19 protein-coding genes are annotated in these 15,616 nt (G+C 69.1%); 16 read left to right on the top strand and 3 right to left on the bottom strand.

Annotated features, from left to right (window positions below; translation table 11 throughout):
• The first annotated feature begins 36 nt into the window (after positions 1-36).
• Positions 37-813, top strand: a complete 777-nt coding sequence (locus tag GZH52_RS14550; RefSeq protein WP_163317477.1) for a tetratricopeptide repeat protein — start codon at positions 37-39, stop codon at positions 811-813.
• Positions 814-822: 9 nt separating this feature from the next.
• Here the strand turns inward: GZH52_RS14550 and GZH52_RS14545 are convergent, their stop codons facing one another.
• Positions 823-2,298, bottom strand: coding sequence for a wax ester/triacylglycerol synthase family O-acyltransferase (locus tag GZH52_RS14545; protein ID WP_163317475.1), 1,476 nt, complete (start codon positions 2,296-2,298; stop codon positions 823-825).
• A 65-nt stretch (positions 2,299-2,363) separates the two neighbouring features.
• On the bottom strand, positions 2,364-2,645 hold the full coding sequence (locus GZH52_RS14540) for a polyhydroxyalkanoic acid system family protein (RefSeq protein WP_163317473.1): 282 nt from the start codon (positions 2,643-2,645) through the stop codon (positions 2,364-2,366).
• Positions 2,646-2,735: 90 nt separating this feature from the next.
• On the opposite strand from GZH52_RS14540, the gene GZH52_RS14535 reads away from it, so the two are divergent.
• Complete coding sequence (locus GZH52_RS14535) at positions 2,736-3,473, top strand: DUF8198 family protein (protein WP_203525779.1); 738 nt, start codon at positions 2,736-2,738, stop codon at positions 3,471-3,473.
• On the opposite strand, the gene GZH52_RS14530 is transcribed toward GZH52_RS14535, so the two are convergent.
• The gene (locus GZH52_RS14530; protein ID WP_163317471.1) at positions 3,470-3,883 is read right to left on the bottom strand and encodes a protease inhibitor I42 family protein; all 414 of its coding nucleotides are present in this window, start codon (positions 3,881-3,883) and stop codon (positions 3,470-3,472) included. The two genes, GZH52_RS14535 and GZH52_RS14530, sit on opposite strands and share 4 nt — an antisense overlap.
• Positions 3,884-4,094: 211 nt before the next feature.
• Here GZH52_RS14530 and GZH52_RS14525 point away from each other — a divergent pair, with 211 nt between their 5' ends.
• The 14 genes from GZH52_RS14525 (at position 4,095) to hypF (ending at position 15,616) form a co-directional block, all read left to right on the top strand.
• Complete coding sequence (locus GZH52_RS14525; RefSeq protein ID WP_203525778.1) at positions 4,095-5,252, top strand: hydrogenase small subunit; 1,158 nt, start codon at positions 4,095-4,097, stop codon at positions 5,250-5,252.
• Complete coding sequence (locus GZH52_RS14520) at positions 5,252-7,045, top strand: nickel-dependent hydrogenase large subunit (protein ID WP_203525777.1); 1,794 nt, start codon at positions 5,252-5,254, stop codon at positions 7,043-7,045. Before GZH52_RS14525 ends, GZH52_RS14520 begins: the two co-directional genes overlap by 1 nt.
• 13 nt (positions 7,046-7,058) lie before the next feature.
• On the top strand, positions 7,059-7,766 hold the full coding sequence (gene cybH / locus GZH52_RS14515; protein ID WP_163317469.1) for a Ni/Fe-hydrogenase, b-type cytochrome subunit: 708 nt from the start codon (positions 7,059-7,061) through the stop codon (positions 7,764-7,766).
• Positions 7,767-7,814: 48 nt separating this feature from the next.
• Positions 7,815-8,129, top strand: a complete 315-nt coding sequence (locus GZH52_RS14510) for a HigA family addiction module antitoxin (RefSeq protein ID WP_203525776.1) — start codon at positions 7,815-7,817, stop codon at positions 8,127-8,129.
• Between the two features lie 160 nt (positions 8,130-8,289).
• A complete protein-coding gene (hybD, locus tag GZH52_RS14505) occupies positions 8,290-8,874 on the top strand; it encodes a HyaD/HybD family hydrogenase maturation endopeptidase (RefSeq protein ID WP_203525775.1) in 585 nt (194 codons plus the stop codon).
• Complete coding sequence (gene hypC, locus GZH52_RS14500; RefSeq protein WP_163317465.1) at positions 8,874-9,173, top strand: HypC/HybG/HupF family hydrogenase formation chaperone; 300 nt, start codon at positions 8,874-8,876, stop codon at positions 9,171-9,173. The genes hybD and hypC overlap by 1 nt, the downstream gene beginning before the upstream one ends.
• Entirely contained in the window at positions 9,170-9,619 is a 450-nt protein-coding gene (locus GZH52_RS14495; protein WP_163317463.1) for a thioredoxin domain-containing protein, read from the top strand. Before hypC ends, GZH52_RS14495 begins: the two co-directional genes overlap by 4 nt.
• Positions 9,616-10,482, top strand: a complete 867-nt coding sequence (locus GZH52_RS14490; RefSeq protein ID WP_163317461.1) for a hydrogenase expression/formation protein — start codon at positions 9,616-9,618, stop codon at positions 10,480-10,482. The genes GZH52_RS14495 and GZH52_RS14490 overlap by 4 nt, the downstream gene beginning before the upstream one ends.
• Entirely contained in the window at positions 10,479-10,691 is a 213-nt protein-coding gene (locus tag GZH52_RS14485) for a rubredoxin (protein ID WP_163317459.1), read from the top strand. The genes GZH52_RS14490 and GZH52_RS14485 overlap by 4 nt, the downstream gene beginning before the upstream one ends.
• Positions 10,688-11,134 (top strand): [NiFe]-hydrogenase assembly chaperone HybE, encoded by a 447-nt coding sequence (hybE, locus tag GZH52_RS14480; protein ID WP_163317457.1) that lies wholly within the window; start codon positions 10,688-10,690, stop codon positions 11,132-11,134. Before GZH52_RS14485 ends, hybE begins: the two co-directional genes overlap by 4 nt.
• On the top strand, positions 11,131-12,051 hold the full coding sequence (locus GZH52_RS14475) for a hypothetical protein (RefSeq protein ID WP_163317455.1): 921 nt from the start codon (positions 11,131-11,133) through the stop codon (positions 12,049-12,051). Before hybE ends, GZH52_RS14475 begins: the two co-directional genes overlap by 4 nt.
• On the top strand, positions 12,044-12,385 hold the full coding sequence (gene hypA / locus GZH52_RS14470; RefSeq protein ID WP_163317453.1) for a hydrogenase maturation nickel metallochaperone HypA: 342 nt from the start codon (positions 12,044-12,046) through the stop codon (positions 12,383-12,385). Before GZH52_RS14475 ends, hypA begins: the two co-directional genes overlap by 8 nt.
• 28 nt (positions 12,386-12,413) lie before the next feature.
• The gene (gene hypB, locus GZH52_RS14465; RefSeq protein ID WP_163317451.1) at positions 12,414-13,346 is read left to right on the top strand and encodes a hydrogenase nickel incorporation protein HypB; all 933 of its coding nucleotides are present in this window, start codon (positions 12,414-12,416) and stop codon (positions 13,344-13,346) included.
• The gene (gene hypF, locus GZH52_RS14460) at positions 13,343-15,616 is read left to right on the top strand and encodes a carbamoyltransferase HypF (protein WP_163317449.1); all 2,274 of its coding nucleotides are present in this window, start codon (positions 13,343-13,345) and stop codon (positions 15,614-15,616) included. Before hypB ends, hypF begins: the two co-directional genes overlap by 4 nt.

The raw sequence follows: 15,616 nt of genomic DNA, 5'->3' as shown, positions 1-15,616 counted from the left end.
CGACCACAGCAAGACAACAAGCACAAGGAGGAGACCATGAGCAGGAACTGGCACGCATTTCCCTACCCGGACGAGCGCTACCGCTACGCGGGCGAGCGCCTGAAAAAGAGCTGGGCGCGCCTGCACCGCGGCGATTGCGAGCCGTGGCCCGAGGACAAGGCCGTCGCCGACGCGTGGCGCGCGTACCACGCAGGCGAGTTTGCCGAGGCCGTGCGCGTCGGGCTTACCGCCGGCGACAAGGGCGAGAACGCCGCCGACAAGGCGGCGATGATTTACGCGACCTATCTGGAAGGCGACGCGGAAGAAGCGCTGGCTGTTTTCAAGGCGGTCGCCGAGCGTTGCGAGAAACGCCAGACGCGCACACCGACCGACGCCAACGCCTGGTACTACCACGCTTACGCGCTCGGCCGTTACGGGCAGGGCATCTCGGTCGCCAAGGCGCTCGCGCAGGGGCTGGGCGGCAAGATCCGTGCAAGCCTCGAGCGCGCGCTCGAACTTGCGCCGCAACACGCCGACGCGCATATCGCGCTGGGCACCTGGCACGCCGAAATCGTCGACAAGGTCGGCGCCATGGTCGCAGGGCTCACTTACGGGGCGAAGAAGGAGGAAGCCGAACGCCACTTCAGGCGCGCGCTCGAACTGAACCCGGATTCGGCGATCGCGCGCATGGAATTCGCCAACGCGCTGGCAATGCTTTACGGCAAGCGCAAGCTCGCCGAGGCGGAGCGGCTGTACGCCGAGGCCGCCCAGTGCGAGGCGGCCGACGCGATGGAGCGGCTGGATATCGAGGCCGCCCGCGAGGAGCTGGCCTGAGCAGCGCGGCTAGCGGCAGCCCTGCCCCAATAGCGCCGACAGCCGCCGCTCGACGGCGGCGGCGTCGGCGAGCGTGTCCCAAGGCTCCATCAGCACCAGCAGCAGCAACTGCTCGAAGGCGCGGGTGAAGCGCCCGACAATCGCCTCTGGGTCAGGCACCAGCTGCTTGTCGGTGATCAGGCCGATCTGCACCTTGCCGTCGTACGACAGGATGGACACCCCCATGCCGATCTTGCCCGACTGCGGCACCCAGAAGAGCGGCTGGCGCAAGCGCGCGCCGGCCAGGTACAGCGCCTGTTGCGGGCCAGGCACATTGGTCATCACCGCGGTCGCCTTGTTGGCCAGCAGGTCGAACACCTGCGTCTGCACCAGCTTTGGCAGCATGCCGAACGCGCCCAGGATGCCGAAACTCACCGGCGCCTGATAGGAATGCTTCAACGCGTCCATGCGCTCGCGCACCGCGTAGAGCCTTGAGAGCGGGTTCTCGACGCCGACCGGCAGCTCGAGTGCAACGAGGCCGAAGCGGTTGCCCAGGCGCGCGTCGCCCGGCGTGCGCAGGTTCACCGGCACCAGCGCGCGCAACTCGACCCCGTCGGTCGCGTCGCCCTTGGCCGCCAGATATTCGCGCAGCGCACCGGCGGCGGCCGAGAGCAGCATGTCGTTGACCGACACGCCAAGCACCTTGCCGACCGCCTTCACCTCGGGCAGCGCGATCGGCTCGGACCACGCCACGCGCTTGACGGACCCCGGCTCGCCCTTGAAACGGGTCGGCGAGTCGTCGGGCATCGCCGCCAGACGCGCCAGCTCCGCCGTCACGTCGCAACCGGTGCCCAGGTAGTCGAGTGCCTTCATCGGCTGCATCAAGAGGCCAAGGTAACCGCCCCACAGGCGGGCGGTCAGCCCGGCCGAAGTGACCAAGGCCTGGCCGACCGGCGCCCACACCTTGTCGAACCAGTGCGCCTCGTCCGCGTCTTGCATGGAGCTTGCAAGTGGCAGCAGCGGCGCCTCTTCGCCGCCCCCGCCTTCGGCCGTGCTATCCATCATCGAGAGCAGCACGCCGACCAGCGCGATCCCGTCGGCGATCGCGTGGTGGATGCGCACGATCAGCGCCTGGCCGCCAAGGGTGGTGTCGACCAGGTGCATCTCCCACAAGGGGCGGTTCGGGTTGAGCGGCACGGCGGCCAGGTCGGCGACGAAGGCCTGCAGCGCGTCCTTGCCGGCGTCCCCCGGCAGCACTGCGCGGCGCAGGTGGTGGTCGAGGTCGAAATCGCGGTCTTCCACCCAGCGGTAGCCGGCACCGTGCGGCCGCGCAAGCTGGCGGAAGCGGTCGTGCGCAAGCATGTGCACGCGGATCGTCCGTTTGAGGCGCCCGATGTCGAGCGCGCCGTCGAACAGCATCACGCCGACGATCTGCATCAGGTTGCAAGGCCTGTCCATGCGCAGCCAGGCGGTATCGACGTGGGAAACGGGTTCTTGTGCGCTCATGCTGGCGGCTCGCTATGAATGGCTTGCACGGATTATGCCACGCACATTACCGGTGGACGAACCCGTTAATCAGGTAGCAGCGCGTCGAGCCGCTCGCTGATCGCCTGCTCGAGCGAGGGGCGCAGCGGCCACAGCAGGAAGCCCAGCGTCAGGCACAGGCAGAGCTCGGCGTCGCCAAGCTCGAGCGTGCCGTGCACGCCGCTGCCGCGAAAATGCAACAGGCGTGCCGCCTGCCAGTGGTAGCGCAAGCCGTACTCGGCCGAAAGCGCCGCGGCAAGTGCCTGCGCGCGCGCGAGTGCTTCGTCGGCGCCTAGCGCGTGCACCCGGACAATACGGATCTCGTTCATGACGAAAGTATATATCGCATCCGTGCGGGCCGGTGGTCTGGGGAGGCTGCCTAGGCGATAATGCCCGCTTTGCAGCCAGTACCCTTCTCCATGCAAGACACCGCCAGCGAAGACGCGCGCGCCCAGTTGGGCGAAATGCTGCAGGCCCACCTCGCCGAGGCAAACCGCCTGCGCCGGGCCGCCGAAACCGACCCCGCCCTGCAGGCGGCACGCCAGGCCTTGCGCCAATGGCAGGCGGCGCGCCTCGCGCGCACCCACGCCGACTTGCTGGCGAGCGCGCGTTACGGCGCGGCCGCACGCTTCTTCCTGGACGAACTCTACGGCGGCGGCGACCTTTCCGAGCGCGACCACGAGATCGCGCGCGTCGTCCCCAAGGTGGTCGCGATGATGCCCGAAGGCGGGCTCAGGGTCGTCACGCTGGCACTTGAGCTCGATGCGCTCTCCGAGCGGCTGGACGCCGCGATGGTCGAAGCGCTGGGCGAGAACTGCCACACCGGCGCCATCGACGCAGCCCGTTGGGCGGCAGCTTACCGCGCGAGCGGCAACCACGCGGCGCGCGCGCGCCAGATCGAGCTGACCGATCTGGTCGGCCGCGCGCTTAACGCGCTCACCCAGAAGCCGCTGATCGGCGTGACCCTGCGCATGATGCGCGCGCCGGCCGCACTGGCAGGCCTCGCCTCGCTGCACGCCTTCCTCGAATCAGGCTACCAGAGCTTCGCCGCGATGAAGGGTGCCGACGAATTTGTCGCCACCATCGTCGGGCGCGAGCGCGCCATCATGCAGGCCGTGTTCGCCGGCGACGACAGCGTGCTGCAAGCGCCCGGCTAATCGACCCTGACCGGGTAGGCGAGCTCGCGCAGCGGCGCGCCGCCCTCCCACGGCCGCCGGTACTCGAACACCAGCACGCCCTGCCCGCGCGCACGCGCCCTGAGCGTCCATTGCTCGAGCCCGCGCCCGCCGGCGAGGCCCGGTTTTTCCGGCAGGAAGACCGGCTCTCCGTCCGCCTCTAGGAGCGCGGCCCCGCGCATCTGCCACGACCAGCCGTAGCCGGTGCCCGGTTGCGCCGGCAATTCGACCAGCAGCGCCTGCGAGCGCACGAGCGTCACCGCGAGGCCGTTGTCCGCCTCGGTCAGCACTACGCCGGCGTTCGGTACCTGCGCCGTGGCGTCGTCCCGTGCGGGCGGCGCCGACGCGCAACCAGCCAACAGCAAGGCGGCTATCATCATCCGGTATTTCATACATCCTCCCGTGGCCGGCACTGGCAAGCCACTTTCCACTTTGCATAATCTGGCGCACACCCGCAAGCCGCCTCCACCCGCACCCCTCTTCTGCAACACTTTGTAAACAAAGGCTTTACCCGTACGCCATGCCTTGGCACGCATATTGAATACCCCGTCAGGTTAATCCGGCCCTTGCGGCCGCGTAAAAGGCATAAGGAGAGGCCACGATATGGAGACGTTTTACCAGGCGATGCGCAGGCAGGGCGTGACCCGCCGCAGTTTCCTCAAGTTTTGCAGCCTGACCGCCACTTCGCTAGGGCTGGGCTCGGCGTTCGTCCCGCGCATCGCGCACGCGCTGGAGACCAAGCCGCGGGTGCCGGTGATCTGGCTGCACGGACTCGAGTGCACCTGCTGCACCGAATCGTTCATCCGCTCGGCGCACCCGCTAGCCAAGGACGCGATCCTGTCGCTGATCTCGCTCGACTACGACGACACCATCATGGCGGCTGCCGGCCACCAGGCCGAGGCGATTCTCGACGACATCATCAAGACCCACAAGGGCAACTACATCGTCGCGGTCGAGGGCAACCCGCCCCTGAACGAGGACGGCATGTACTGCTTCCCGGGCGGCGAACCGTTTGTCGAAAAGCTCAAGCGCGTCTCGGCCGACGCCAAGGCGCTGATCGCGTGGGGCTCGTGCGCGAGCTGGGGCTGCGTGCAGGCGGCCAAGCCCAACCCGACGCGCGCCACGCCGATACACCAGGTGATCACCGACAAGCCGCTGATCAAGGTGCCCGGCTGCCCGCCCATCCCTGAAGTGATGGCGGCGGTGATCACCTATATGGTCACCTTCGACCGCCTGCCCGAGCTGGACCGCCAGGGCCGGCCGAAGATGTTCTACGGCCAGCGCATCCACGACAAGTGCTACCGCCGCGGCCATTTCGACGCCGGCCAGTTTGTCGAGCAGTGGGACGACGAAGGCGCACGCAACGGCTGGTGCCTGTACAAGGTCGGCTGCAAGGGTCCGACCACCTACAACGCCTGCTCGACCGTGCGCTGGAACGGCGGCGTGTCCTGGCCGGTGCAGTCCGGCCACGGCTGCATCGGCTGCTCCGAGGACGGTTTCTGGGACAAGGGCTCGTTCTACGACCGCCTGTCGCGCGTACCGTTCGGCATTGAGGCCAACGCCGACCAGATCGGGCTGACCGTCGCCGGCGTAGTCGGCGCCGGCATTGCCGCGCACACTGCACTGAGCGCGATCAAGAGCACGGTGCTGAAAAAACAGGACCTCAAGCCGCTCGACCCGGCCACGAAGACCGACGCCGCAGAGCCGGCCGCGCCCCCCCAGCCGGACGAAGCAAACAAGACGACCGAGGAACAGAAATAATGGCCGCTTACCAGACCCAGGGCTTCAATCTCGACAATAGCGGCCGCCGCGTGGTGGTCGACCCGGTCACCCGCATCGAGGGCCACCTGCGCTGCGAAGTGAACATCGACAGCAATAACGTGATCACCAACGCGGTGTCCACCGGCACCATGTGGCGCGGGCTGGAGGTGATCCTCAACGGTCGCGACCCGCGCGACGCGTGGGCCTTCGTCGAGCGCATCTGCGGCGTGTGTACCGGCACCCACGCGCTAAGCTCGGTACGCGCGGTCGAGGACGCGCTGAAGATCCAGATCCCGGACAACGCCAACCGCATCCGCAACCTGATGCAAGGCGCGCTGTACGCGCACGACCACCTGGTGCACTTTTACCACCTGCACGCGCTGGACTGGGTCGACGTGGTGTCGGCGCTGAAGGCCGACCCGAAGATGACTTCGGAACTGGCGCAAAGCATCTCGAGCTGGCCGAACTCCAGCCCCGGCTATTTCCGCGACCTGCAGTCGCGCCTCAAGCGCTTTGTCGAGTCGGGTCAGCTCGGCCCGTTCCGCAACGGCTACTGGGGCCACCCGGCGATGAAGCTGCCGCCGGAAGCCAACCTGATGGCGGTCGCGCACTACCTGGAAGCGCTCGACTTCCAGAAGGAAATCGTCAAGGTCCACACCATCTTCGGCGGCAAGAACCCGCACCCGAACTGGCTGGTCGGCGGCATGCCGTGCGCGATCAATATTGATGATGCCGGCGCGGTCGGTGCGATCAATATGGAGCGGCTCAATCTGGTCAAGCAGGTGATCGACCAGACCCGCGCCTTCTGCGAACAGGTCTACGTGCCCGACGTGCTCGCCATCGCCCGCTTCTACCCGGAGTGGTTCAAGCTCGGCGGCGGGATCGCGTCGCAGAACCTGCTCTCCTACGGCGACTTCCCCGACATCGCCAACGACTATTCGGAAAAGAGCCTGCGCCTGCCGCGTGGCGCCATCATCAACGGCAAGTTCGAGGAAATCCACCCGGTCGACCTGTACCACCCGGAGGAAATCCAGGAATTCGTCACCCACAGCTGGTACAGCTATGGCGACGACAGCAAGGGCCTGCATCCGTTTGACGGCATTACCCAGCCCAGCTTCGTGCTGGGGCCGAACCACAAGGGCAGCAAGACCAAGATCGAGTCGCTGGACGAGTCGGCCAAGTACTCGTGGATCAAGTCGCCGCGCTGGAAGGGCCACGCGATGGAAGTGGGGCCGCTGGCGCGCTACCTGATCGGCTACCACCAGAACAAGCCGGAATTCAAGGAGCCGATCGACCAGCTGCTGTCGCAGCTGAATGCGCCCAAGGAAGCCTTGTTCTCGACGCTGGGCCGCACTGCGGCGCGCGCGATCGAGTCGGTGTGGGCGGCACAGGAGATGCAGCGCAACTACGACGCGCTGATCAGCAACCTGAAAAACGGCGACACCGCCACCGCCAACGTCGAGAAGTGGGACCCGGCGACCTGGCCCAAACAGGCGCAGGGCGTGGGCTTCACCGAAGCGCCGCGCGGTGCGCTGGGCCACTGGCTGAAGATCGACGACACCAAGATCGCCAGCTACCAGTGCGTGGTGCCGACCACCTGGAACGCCGGTCCGCGCGACGCCAAAGGCCAGATCGGCGCGTACGAGGCGTCGCTGATGGGCACGCCGATGGCACGCCCGGACGAGCCGCTGGAAATCCTGCGCACGCTGCACAGCTTCGACCCCTGCCTCGCCTGTTCGACCCACGTGATCGGCGAAGACGGCGGCGAGCTGGTCAGCGTGCAGGTCCGCTAAACGGAGGTCGGCCATGGACAAAGACGTCAAGAGCTACGGCTTCGACGGCAGCGCGCCGCAGGGCATCGGCCGCAAGGTCACCTCGGTCTACGTGTACGAGGCGCCGGTGCGGCTGTGGCACTGGGTGACGGTGCTGTGCATCATCGTGTTGTCGGTCAGCGGCTACCTGATCGGTGCGCCATTGCCGTCCAGCCCGCACTACCATTTCGTGCTGGGCTATATCCGCTTCGCGCACTTTGCCGCCGGCTACATCCTGGCGGTCGGCCTGATCGGCCGGCTGTACTGGGCGCTGGTCGGCAACCACCACGCGCGCGAGATCATCCTGGTGCCGGTGTGGGACAAGGCCTGGTGGAGCGAGTTTTTCTTCGAGATCCGCTGGTACCTGTTCCTCGAGCGCTACCCGAAGAAGTACATCGGCCATAACCCGGTCGGCCAGATCGCGATGGCGAGCTTTTTGTGGGCCGCGCTCTTCATGTGCGCGTCCGGTTTCGCCCTGTACGGCGAGGGACTGGGCGCGGGCAGCTGGGCCGACACCGCCTTTGGCTGGATGCTCCCGCTGTTCGGCGGCAGCCTCGACTTGCACGCCTGGCACCGCCTGGGCATGTGGGCGATCATCGTGTTCGTGATGATCCACGTCTACGCCGCCATCCGCGAAGACATCATGTCCAAGCAGAGCATGGTCTCGACCATGATCAGCGGTTTTCGCATGTTCAAGGACTAAACCCTCCTCATTGACACCGGGGCCGACCCCTGCCCCGGTCTTTTTATCTTGCCTCGCACCGTCTTCTGCCGCACCCCGCTCGCGCCGGGGCGCTTTCTCGACACCCGCTTCCTGCGTCCGGCAAGGCTCAGCCAGACCGACGCCGCGCGCCTGCTGGGCATTTCGCGCCGCCGCCTGAACGAGATCGTCGTCGGCCGCCGTGCGATCAGCGCCGACACCGCCTTGCGCCTGGCCGCGCTGTTCGGCCCAAGCCCCGCTTTCTGGCTGCAACTGCAGTGCGCGTGGGACCTGGCCTGCGCCGCGCGGGCGCTGCGCCGTGCAAACCTTCCTTCCGGCAAGCCCTCGCCAGCGCAAGAACACTAACCACCCGGCTTTTGCCTGTGGCGGCACCCTCCCTGCCAATCATGCTGATTGCAAAAGGGAAAGCCTGCCTGCCGCCCACTTTACCTTCTTGGCATGAAATTTGATCTGTAACGGCATCCGTTACAAACCAAACCCTATGCACACTGCAAACATTAAGGTAATGGGCCTGGGCAACCTGCTGTGGGCCGACGAGGGCTTCGGCGTGCGCGCAGCCGAGCTGGTCTACGCGCGCTACGCATGGCCAAACAGCGTCGAGGTGATCGACGGCGGCACCCAGGGCCTGCTGCTATTGCCCTACGTCGAGGCGGCCAGCCATTTGATCCTGCTGGACGCGATCGACTTCGGCCTGGAACCGGGCACGCTACGCGTGTTCGACAACGACGCCGTTCCCGCCTACCTGACCGCCAAGAAGATGAGTCTGCACCAGACCGGCTTTTCCGAGGTGCTGGGGCTGGCCAGCCTGCAAGGGCGGATGCCGGCGCAGCTCAAGCTGATCGGCGTGCAGCCGGCGGTGCTCGAAGACTACGGCGGCAGCCTGAGCGCGCCGGTGCGCGGCAGGCTGGAAGAAGCCGTCGCGCTGGCCGTCGCGACCCTCAAGGACTGGGGCGTACCGCTGACCCCGCGCACCGACGGCGACACGCTCAACGACGCGAGCCTCTCGCTTAGCGCTTACGAGAACGGCCGCCCGTCGGCCGAAATGGCGTGCCGGATAGGGGACGCGCGCGTGCTGGAGGGACAAGGCTGATGTGCGTTGGCGTCCCGATGCAGGTTGTCGAGTGCGAAGAGAACCGCGCGCTATGCGCAGGGCGCGGCACGCGCGAATGGCTGGATACCCGTCTGGTCGGCGCAGTCGCCCCAGGCGACTGGCTGCTCGCCTTTTGCGGCGCCGCGCACGAGAAGCTGGACGCTGCGCGCGCCGCAGCCATGCTTGACGCCTTCGCCGCGCTGGAAGCGGCGCTGTCCGGCCAGTACGACGCCGGCGACTTCTTCGCCGACCTCGACCGTGACCCCCAACTACCCGCACACCTGAGAAAACCCGTATGAACCTGCATGCCAACCAGGCGACCGCCGCACTGTACGCACGCCTTGCCGCGCGCGACTGGCCGCGCGTCAGCGACGCGACGCTGGACGAAATCGCCGCCGGCCAGCCGCGCCTTATGCTGATGCTCAGCGCCGACCCGCTCAAATACCCCGAAGTCGCCGACAACGTGGTGATCGTCCCCGAGGTGCTCGCCGCACTGGGCGCGGCCGCGCCGGCCGTCGCCTGGGCCGACGTCGACGAGAGCGCCAAGATCGCCCGCCGCTTTGGCGTACTCAAGTTCCCTGCCCTTTTGATGCTTGCCGCCGGCGACTACGTCGGCGTGATCGCCGGGCTGCGCAACTGGCCCGACATCGTCGAGGAAACCGCGGCGCTGCTCACCGCGCCCACCCGGCGAGCACCGTCCATCGGCATCCCGCTGACGGCGGCCAACACGAAAGGCTGCGCATGAAACCGTTCCCGATTCCCGTCGTCGGCCTGCTCGGCCCCGGCTCGCAGCCGGCCGACGAAGACTTCGCCTACCTGCCGCTGCCGCGCGATATCGAAGGCTTCGACACCCCCTGCCTGCCGACCAGCGACGAGGTCGTCCACCTGACGGCCGCGCACCGAGCGATCGCCGAACTGCTGGGCGCGATGCAAGGCTATACCGGCGACGCCGAACGCTACCCGGTGCTGTCGCTGGACAACCTCGACGCCGACAACCGCGCGCTGATCAACCAGTTGCTGGGCGAGGGCGAAGTCTCGGCGCAGGTCAAGCCGGTCACCGGCGGCCGCCTCGACATCCAGGAGTCGGTATTCGCCGGCGTGTGGCGCGTGCTGGCGTACGACGACACCGAACAACTGGTGGGTGACCGCGTCGAGGTGTGCCCGATCCCGGCCGCGCTGTGGCGCGAGGCGCGCGCGTTCGCGTCTGCCGAGCTCACGGCGCCCGACACCCAAGGCGTGCCGCTGATGAACGCGCTGCCGGTAATCGAGGAGCTGCGCGACAAGCTCGCGCACCCGCCATCCGACGCGCACGTGATCAATTTCTCCTTGCTGCCGATGACGCCGGACGACCTCGACTACGTGAACGCCGTGCTGGGCGCGGGCAATAGCGGCGTGTTCTCGCGCGGCTACGGCAAGTGCCGCGTGCTGTCGACCGCGCTGCGCGACGTGTGGCGCGTGCAGTACTTCAACGGCATGAACGGCATCCTGCTCGACACCGTCGAAATCACCCGCATGCCCGAGGTCGCGCTGGCCGCGGCGGACGACCTCGCCGACTCCTTCGAGCGCCTGCAAGAAGCGTACGACTGGCTCAAGGGGGAGACACCATGAGCTTCGAGGGATCGTACCTGGGGCACGACGAGCGCCTGCCCGAGTCCGCGCGCATGGAGTGCAAGATCTGCTGGTGGGTGTACGACCCCGCCGCAGGCGACGCGCAGTGGCAGATCCCGCCGGGCACGCCGTTCACGCAACTGCCCGACTACTGGCGTTGCCCGCAGTGCGACGGCGCGCACGACCAGTTCATGGTGCTGCCCGAATGAGCATGACGCCAAGCCCGGCCGCGGCGCTTGAGGCCGCGTACACGCAGATCGCTGCCACCAGCATGGCCGACATGCCGCTGAGCCACCCGCGCGTAGAGGTCGAGGCGGTCGGCTTCAGGCGTCACGAGGCGTGGTGGGTGGGCGTGATCATCACGCCGTGGTGCATGAATGTGATGCTGCTGCCGGCCGACACAACCCCGCCTGCAGCGTTTGCCGCAGGGCTGGTCGCGCTGCCCGGCGCCGAGCTGCCGTTCATGCCGGGCAAACTTGCCGGCGTCGGCGACTACCTGATGTGCTCGCTGTTTTCGCCCTTGCCCGACTTCGACAGCCACGCCACCGCGCGCGCGACCGCCGAAGCGGTGCTCGCCGAGCTGTTTCCGCCGCCGGCGCCGCCTGGCCCGGATTTGTCGCGCCGGCGCCTGTTCGGGCTGGGGCGCGGATGAAGCCGGACACGCTCGCCATCCGCGTAGGCATTGCTGATGGCCAGCGCCGCCAGGTCCACGCCCGTTGGGCGCGCACCGAGGCCGAGCGGCTGTTCATCGGGCGCAGCCCGGCCGAGGCGGTGGCGCTCACGCCGATGCTGTTTTCGCTGTGCGCACGTGCGCAAGCGCTCGCCGCGCGCCTGGCGTGCGCTGCGGCAGCCGGCGCGCCAGCCCTCGCCACCGCCGAGGAGCGCCGCGCGCTCGAAGCCGAGGCCGTCGCCGAAACGCTGCGCGTGCTGCTGCTTAACTGGCTGCCCGCCTTCGGCGAAGCGACCGACGACGCGGCGATCGCGCTGCTACGCGGCGGCGCGTACCAAGCCCTGGCCGCGCGGCATGTATTTGCCGTGCCGGCTGCCAAGGCCGCGCGCTGGACACAAGATCAATGGCAGGCGTTCGCCATGGCAGGCGCCACCGCCTGCGCGCGCATGCTGGCCACCCTCGCGCGGCACGCGGCGTGCGAACCGCTTGCCGGCGCCGTACCCGACACCGGCGCGCTTGCGCGCGAAGCGGCGTTTGCCGCGCCGTGGCTGGCCGCCGGCCGCGTGCACGAGGCGCGGCTAATCGCCCGCCTGCGCAGCCTCGCCCGGCAGCTCGCCGGTGAACCGGTGCTCGCCGTGCACGCGCACCATGCAAACGGCAGCGGCGTCGCCGAAGTCGACTGCGCGCGCGGCCGGCTGCGGCACGAGGTGACGCTAGACGCCGCCGGGCACATCGCCCGCTACCGCATCACGCCGCCGACGCTAACCCACGCGGCAGCGGGCGGCGCCATCGAACACGCGCTCGCGCACGCCCGCGACGAGCGCTCGGCGCGGCAGGCGATCTGCCTGATCGACCCGTGCGTGCCGTGGACGCTCGCTTTCGGAGACAACCATGCATGAAATGTCGCTGGCCGAGGGCATCCTCGACCTCGTCGAACAACAGGCCGCCCGCGACGGCTTTGCCCGCGTGCGCGAAATCCACCTCACCATCGGCGCGCTCGCCGGCGTCGAGGTGTCGTCGCTCGAATTCTGCCTGGACGCGGTCTGCCGCGGCACGCTGGCCGACGGCGCGGCCATCGTCAGCGAACGGCTGCCGGGCAAGGGCTGGTGCCTCGCGTGTAGCCAGCCCGTAGAAATCAGCGCGCGCTTTGACGCCTGCCCCGCGTGCGGCGCGTACCAGGTGCAGGTCACCGGCGGCGACGAGATGCGCGTCGCCTCGCTCCTGGTCGACTAAGCCCACCCATTCATAAAGGACAGCTCCCATGTGTACCGTATGCGGATGCGCCGGCGACGGCGCCTCGATCAAAGGCCACCACGGCCACGGCCCGGCCATGAAGTACCCGTACCGCCCGCGCAAGGCGCGCGCGGCCGTACCCGAAGAAGCCAAGCCCGCCGCGGCCGCAGATACGCTCGACTACGGGCAGGGCCCGGCCCGCGCGCACGCGCCGGGCCTTAGCCAGGCGCGGATGGTCGAGATCGAGGCCAACATACTCGGCAAGAACGACGGCTACGCGGCCGACAACCGCGCCTGGCTCGCCGAGCGCGGCCTGTTCGCCGTCAACCTGGTGTCCAGCCCCGGCTCGGGCAAGACCACCTTGCTCACCGAGACGCTGACGCGCATCGCGTCCACCACCCCCGCCTGCGTGATCGAGGGCGACCAGCAGACCAGCCACGACGCCGAGCGCATCCGCGCCACCGGCGTGCCGGCGCTGCAGATCAACACCGGCAAGGGCTGCCACCTGGACGCGCAGATGGTCGGCGTCGCGCTCGAACGGCTCGCGCCGCCCGACGGCGCGCTGGTGCTGATCGAAAACGTCGGCAACCTGGTCTGCCCGGCCGCGTTCGACCTCGGTGAGGCGCACAAGGTCGCCATCCTGTCGGTGACCGAGGGCGAGGACAAGCCGCTCAAGTACCCGGACATGTTCGCCGCCGCGTCGATGATGCTGATCAACAAGGTCGATTTGCTGCCCTACCTCGACTTCGATGTCGACGCCTGCATCGCGTACGCGCGCCGCGTCAACCCGGCGATCGAGGTGATGAAGGTCTCGGCCAAATCGGGCGAAGGGCTGGACGCGTGGCTCGCCTGGCTCGCCAGGGGGCGCGAGGCGGCGCTGGCCGCCCGCTCGGGCGAAGTCGCCCGCTTGCGCGCCGAAGTCGCCCGGCTGGAATTCCGCCTGCAGGAAATCAGCGGATGAGCGTGTGCCGCGAGCGGCTGACCGTGCGCGGCCGCGTGCAGGGCGTCGGCTTTCGCCCCTTCGTGTGGCGCGAGGCGACCCGCCTTGGCCTCGCCGGCGCCGTCGCCAACACCGCCGACGGCGTAGCAATCGACGTGCAGGGCGACGCGGCGGCGCTGACCCTGCTGCGAGACGCGCTCGAGAAGCGCTTGCCGCCTTTGGCGCGCGTCGACGCGCTGGAGGCGCACAGCCTGCCGGCGTCGGAGGGTGCCAGCGGCTTTGTGATCGCCGACAGCGGCGCCGGAGTCGAGCACGCGCGCGCGCCGGCCGACAGCGCGATCTGCGAGGCGTGCCTCACCGAACTCTTCGACTCGGCCAACCGCCGCTACCGCCACGCGCTGATCAACTGCACCGACTGCGGCCCGCGCTACACGGTGATCGGCCGCCTGCCCTACGACCGCGCGCATACCAGCATGGCGCCCTTCGCGCTGTGCCCGGCGTGCGCGGCCGAGTACGCCGACCCGGCCAGCCGGCGCTTTCACGCCGAGCCGACCTGCTGCCCGGCGTGCGGCCCGCAACTGACGCTCACCGACGCGGCCGGCCGCGACCTGGGCGAACCGGTCGCCGGCGCGGTGCGCCTGATCGCAGAGGGCCAAATCGTCGCGCTCAAGTCGCTCGGCGGCTACCACCTCGCCTGCGACGCGCGCAACGCGGAAGCGGTGGCTCGGCTGCGCGCGCGCAAGCAGCGGCCGCACAAGCCGTTCGCGCTGTTGCTGCCCAATCTCGCGTCGGCGCGCCGCCTCGCGCGGGTGAACGACGCCGAGGCCGCGCTGCTCGCCTCGCGCGAGCGCCCGATCGTGCTGCTCGCGCGTTTGCCGCACACAGACGAAGCCCTTTCCCTCGTCGCCCCCGGCTGCCCGCAACTGGGCGTGATGCTGCCGGCCACCCCCTTGCAGTGGCTGCTGCTGAGCGCCGCCGAGCCTGATTGCCGCCAAGCGGCGGTGGACCTCGCCTGGGTGATGACCAGCGCCAACCTCAGCGGCGAGCCGGTGCTCACCGACGAGAGCGACGCGCGCGACAAGCTCGCCGGCGTCGCCGACGCCTTTCTCGCCTACGACCGCGAAATCGTCGCGCGCTGCGACGACAGCGTGCTGCGCGTCACGCCGCTGGGTACACAAAGCCTGCGCCGCGCGCGCGGCTACGCGCCCGAGCCGCTGACGCTCGCGCGCGCCGGCGCGCCGGTGCTCGCCACCGGCAGCTACCTGAAGAACACCGTCACCGTACTGCGCGGCCGCGACGCCTTCGTCTCGCCGCATATCGGCGAGCTGAATACCCGCGCGGGCGTGATCGCGCAGCAGCACGCGGCCGAACACCTGCTCGCGCTCACCGGCGTGCAACCGGCGCTTATCGCCTGCGAAGCGCACGCCGAGCACGCCGCCACCAACCTTGCGCGCGAGCTTGCCGGGCGCCTGGGCGCGGCACTGATCGAAGTGCAGCACCACCACGCGCACGCGGCAGCGGTGCTCGCCGAGCACGGCCACAGCGCGCCGGCGCTGGCGCTCACGCTCGACGGCTTCGGCGCAGGCCCCATGGGCGACGCGTGGGGGGGCGAGCTGTTACGGCTTAACGGCGCCACCTGCCGGCGTCTGGGCCACCTCGCCACGCTGCCGCTGCCCGGCGTCGACCGCGCCGCGCGCGAGAGCTGGCGGATGGCGACCGCGCTGCGCGTGCGCCTGGGCCTGCCCACCGCCGACGCGCGTTTCGCCGCCGCCGGCTTTGACACCGCGGCCATCGAGCAGATGGTGCGCCTCGGGCTGCGCAGCCCGGAAACCAGCAGCCTCGGGCGCTGGTTCGACGCCATCGCCGCGCTGGCCGGCGTCAATTTCACGCAAAGCTTCGAGGGCCAGGCCGCGCAGGCGCTCGAAGCGCTCGCCCGCCCCTGCCCGCCTGGCGACGGCTTGTGGCGGCTCGACAACGGCGTCCTGTCGCTGTGGCCGCTTGCCGCGCACCTGGCAACGCTTGGCGACGCTGCCGACATCGCCTCGTGCTGGCACGCCACGCTCGCCGCAGCGCTCGCCGATTGGGCAATCACCGCGGCGCAAGACCAGAACGTCGGCACCGTCGCGCTCGCCGGCGGCTGCCTCGCCAACGCGCGCCTGATGCAGCCGCTCACCGCGGCGCTACGCGCGGCCGGCCTCGAGGTGTTGCTGCCCGTGCAGCTGCCCGCCGGCGACGGCGCGATCAGCCTCGGCCAGGCGTGGGTCGCCCGCCTGAGCCTCGAATCCCCATAA

The organism is Crenobacter caeni, assembly GCF_010435965.1.
GTDB classification, from domain to species: domain Bacteria; phylum Pseudomonadota; class Gammaproteobacteria; order Burkholderiales; family Chromobacteriaceae; genus Craterilacuibacter; species Craterilacuibacter caeni.
This window is presented reverse-complemented; position numbering and strand designations above follow the sequence as displayed.

Bases quoted from the DNA above. Each gene is read 5' to 3' on its own strand.
- GZH52_RS14550 (WP_163317477.1), top strand. From the start codon at position 37: ATGAGCAGGAACTGGCACGCATTTCCCTACCCGGACGAGCGCTACCGC.
- GZH52_RS14545 (WP_163317475.1), bottom strand. From the start codon at position 2,298: ATGAGCGCACAAGAACCCGTTTCCCACGTCGATACCGCCTGGCTGCGC.
- GZH52_RS14540 (WP_163317473.1), bottom strand. From the start codon at position 2,645: ATGAACGAGATCCGTATTGTCCGGGTGCACGCGCTAGGCGCCGACGAA.
- GZH52_RS14535 (WP_203525779.1), top strand. From the start codon at position 2,736: ATGCAAGACACCGCCAGCGAAGACGCGCGCGCCCAGTTGGGCGAAATG.
- GZH52_RS14530 (WP_163317471.1), bottom strand. From the start codon at position 3,883: ATGAAATACCGGATGATGATAGCCGCCTTGCTGTTGGCTGGTTGCGCG.
- GZH52_RS14525 (WP_203525778.1), top strand. From the start codon at position 4,095: ATGGAGACGTTTTACCAGGCGATGCGCAGGCAGGGCGTGACCCGCCGC.
- GZH52_RS14520 (WP_203525777.1), top strand. From the start codon at position 5,252: ATGGCCGCTTACCAGACCCAGGGCTTCAATCTCGACAATAGCGGCCGC.
- cybH (WP_163317469.1), top strand. From the start codon at position 7,059: ATGGACAAAGACGTCAAGAGCTACGGCTTCGACGGCAGCGCGCCGCAG.
- hybD (WP_203525775.1), top strand. From the start codon at position 8,290: ATGGGCCTGGGCAACCTGCTGTGGGCCGACGAGGGCTTCGGCGTGCGC.
- hypC (WP_163317465.1), top strand. From the start codon at position 8,874: ATGTGCGTTGGCGTCCCGATGCAGGTTGTCGAGTGCGAAGAGAACCGC.
- GZH52_RS14495 (WP_163317463.1), top strand. From the start codon at position 9,170: ATGAACCTGCATGCCAACCAGGCGACCGCCGCACTGTACGCACGCCTT.
- GZH52_RS14490 (WP_163317461.1), top strand. From the start codon at position 9,616: ATGAAACCGTTCCCGATTCCCGTCGTCGGCCTGCTCGGCCCCGGCTCG.
- GZH52_RS14485 (WP_163317459.1), top strand. From the start codon at position 10,479: ATGAGCTTCGAGGGATCGTACCTGGGGCACGACGAGCGCCTGCCCGAG.
- hybE (WP_163317457.1), top strand. From the start codon at position 10,688: ATGAGCATGACGCCAAGCCCGGCCGCGGCGCTTGAGGCCGCGTACACG.
- GZH52_RS14475 (WP_163317455.1), top strand. From the start codon at position 11,131: ATGAAGCCGGACACGCTCGCCATCCGCGTAGGCATTGCTGATGGCCAG.
- hypA (WP_163317453.1), top strand. From the start codon at position 12,044: ATGCATGAAATGTCGCTGGCCGAGGGCATCCTCGACCTCGTCGAACAA.
- hypB (WP_163317451.1), top strand. From the start codon at position 12,414: ATGTGTACCGTATGCGGATGCGCCGGCGACGGCGCCTCGATCAAAGGC.
- hypF (WP_163317449.1), top strand. From the start codon at position 13,343: ATGAGCGTGTGCCGCGAGCGGCTGACCGTGCGCGGCCGCGTGCAGGGC.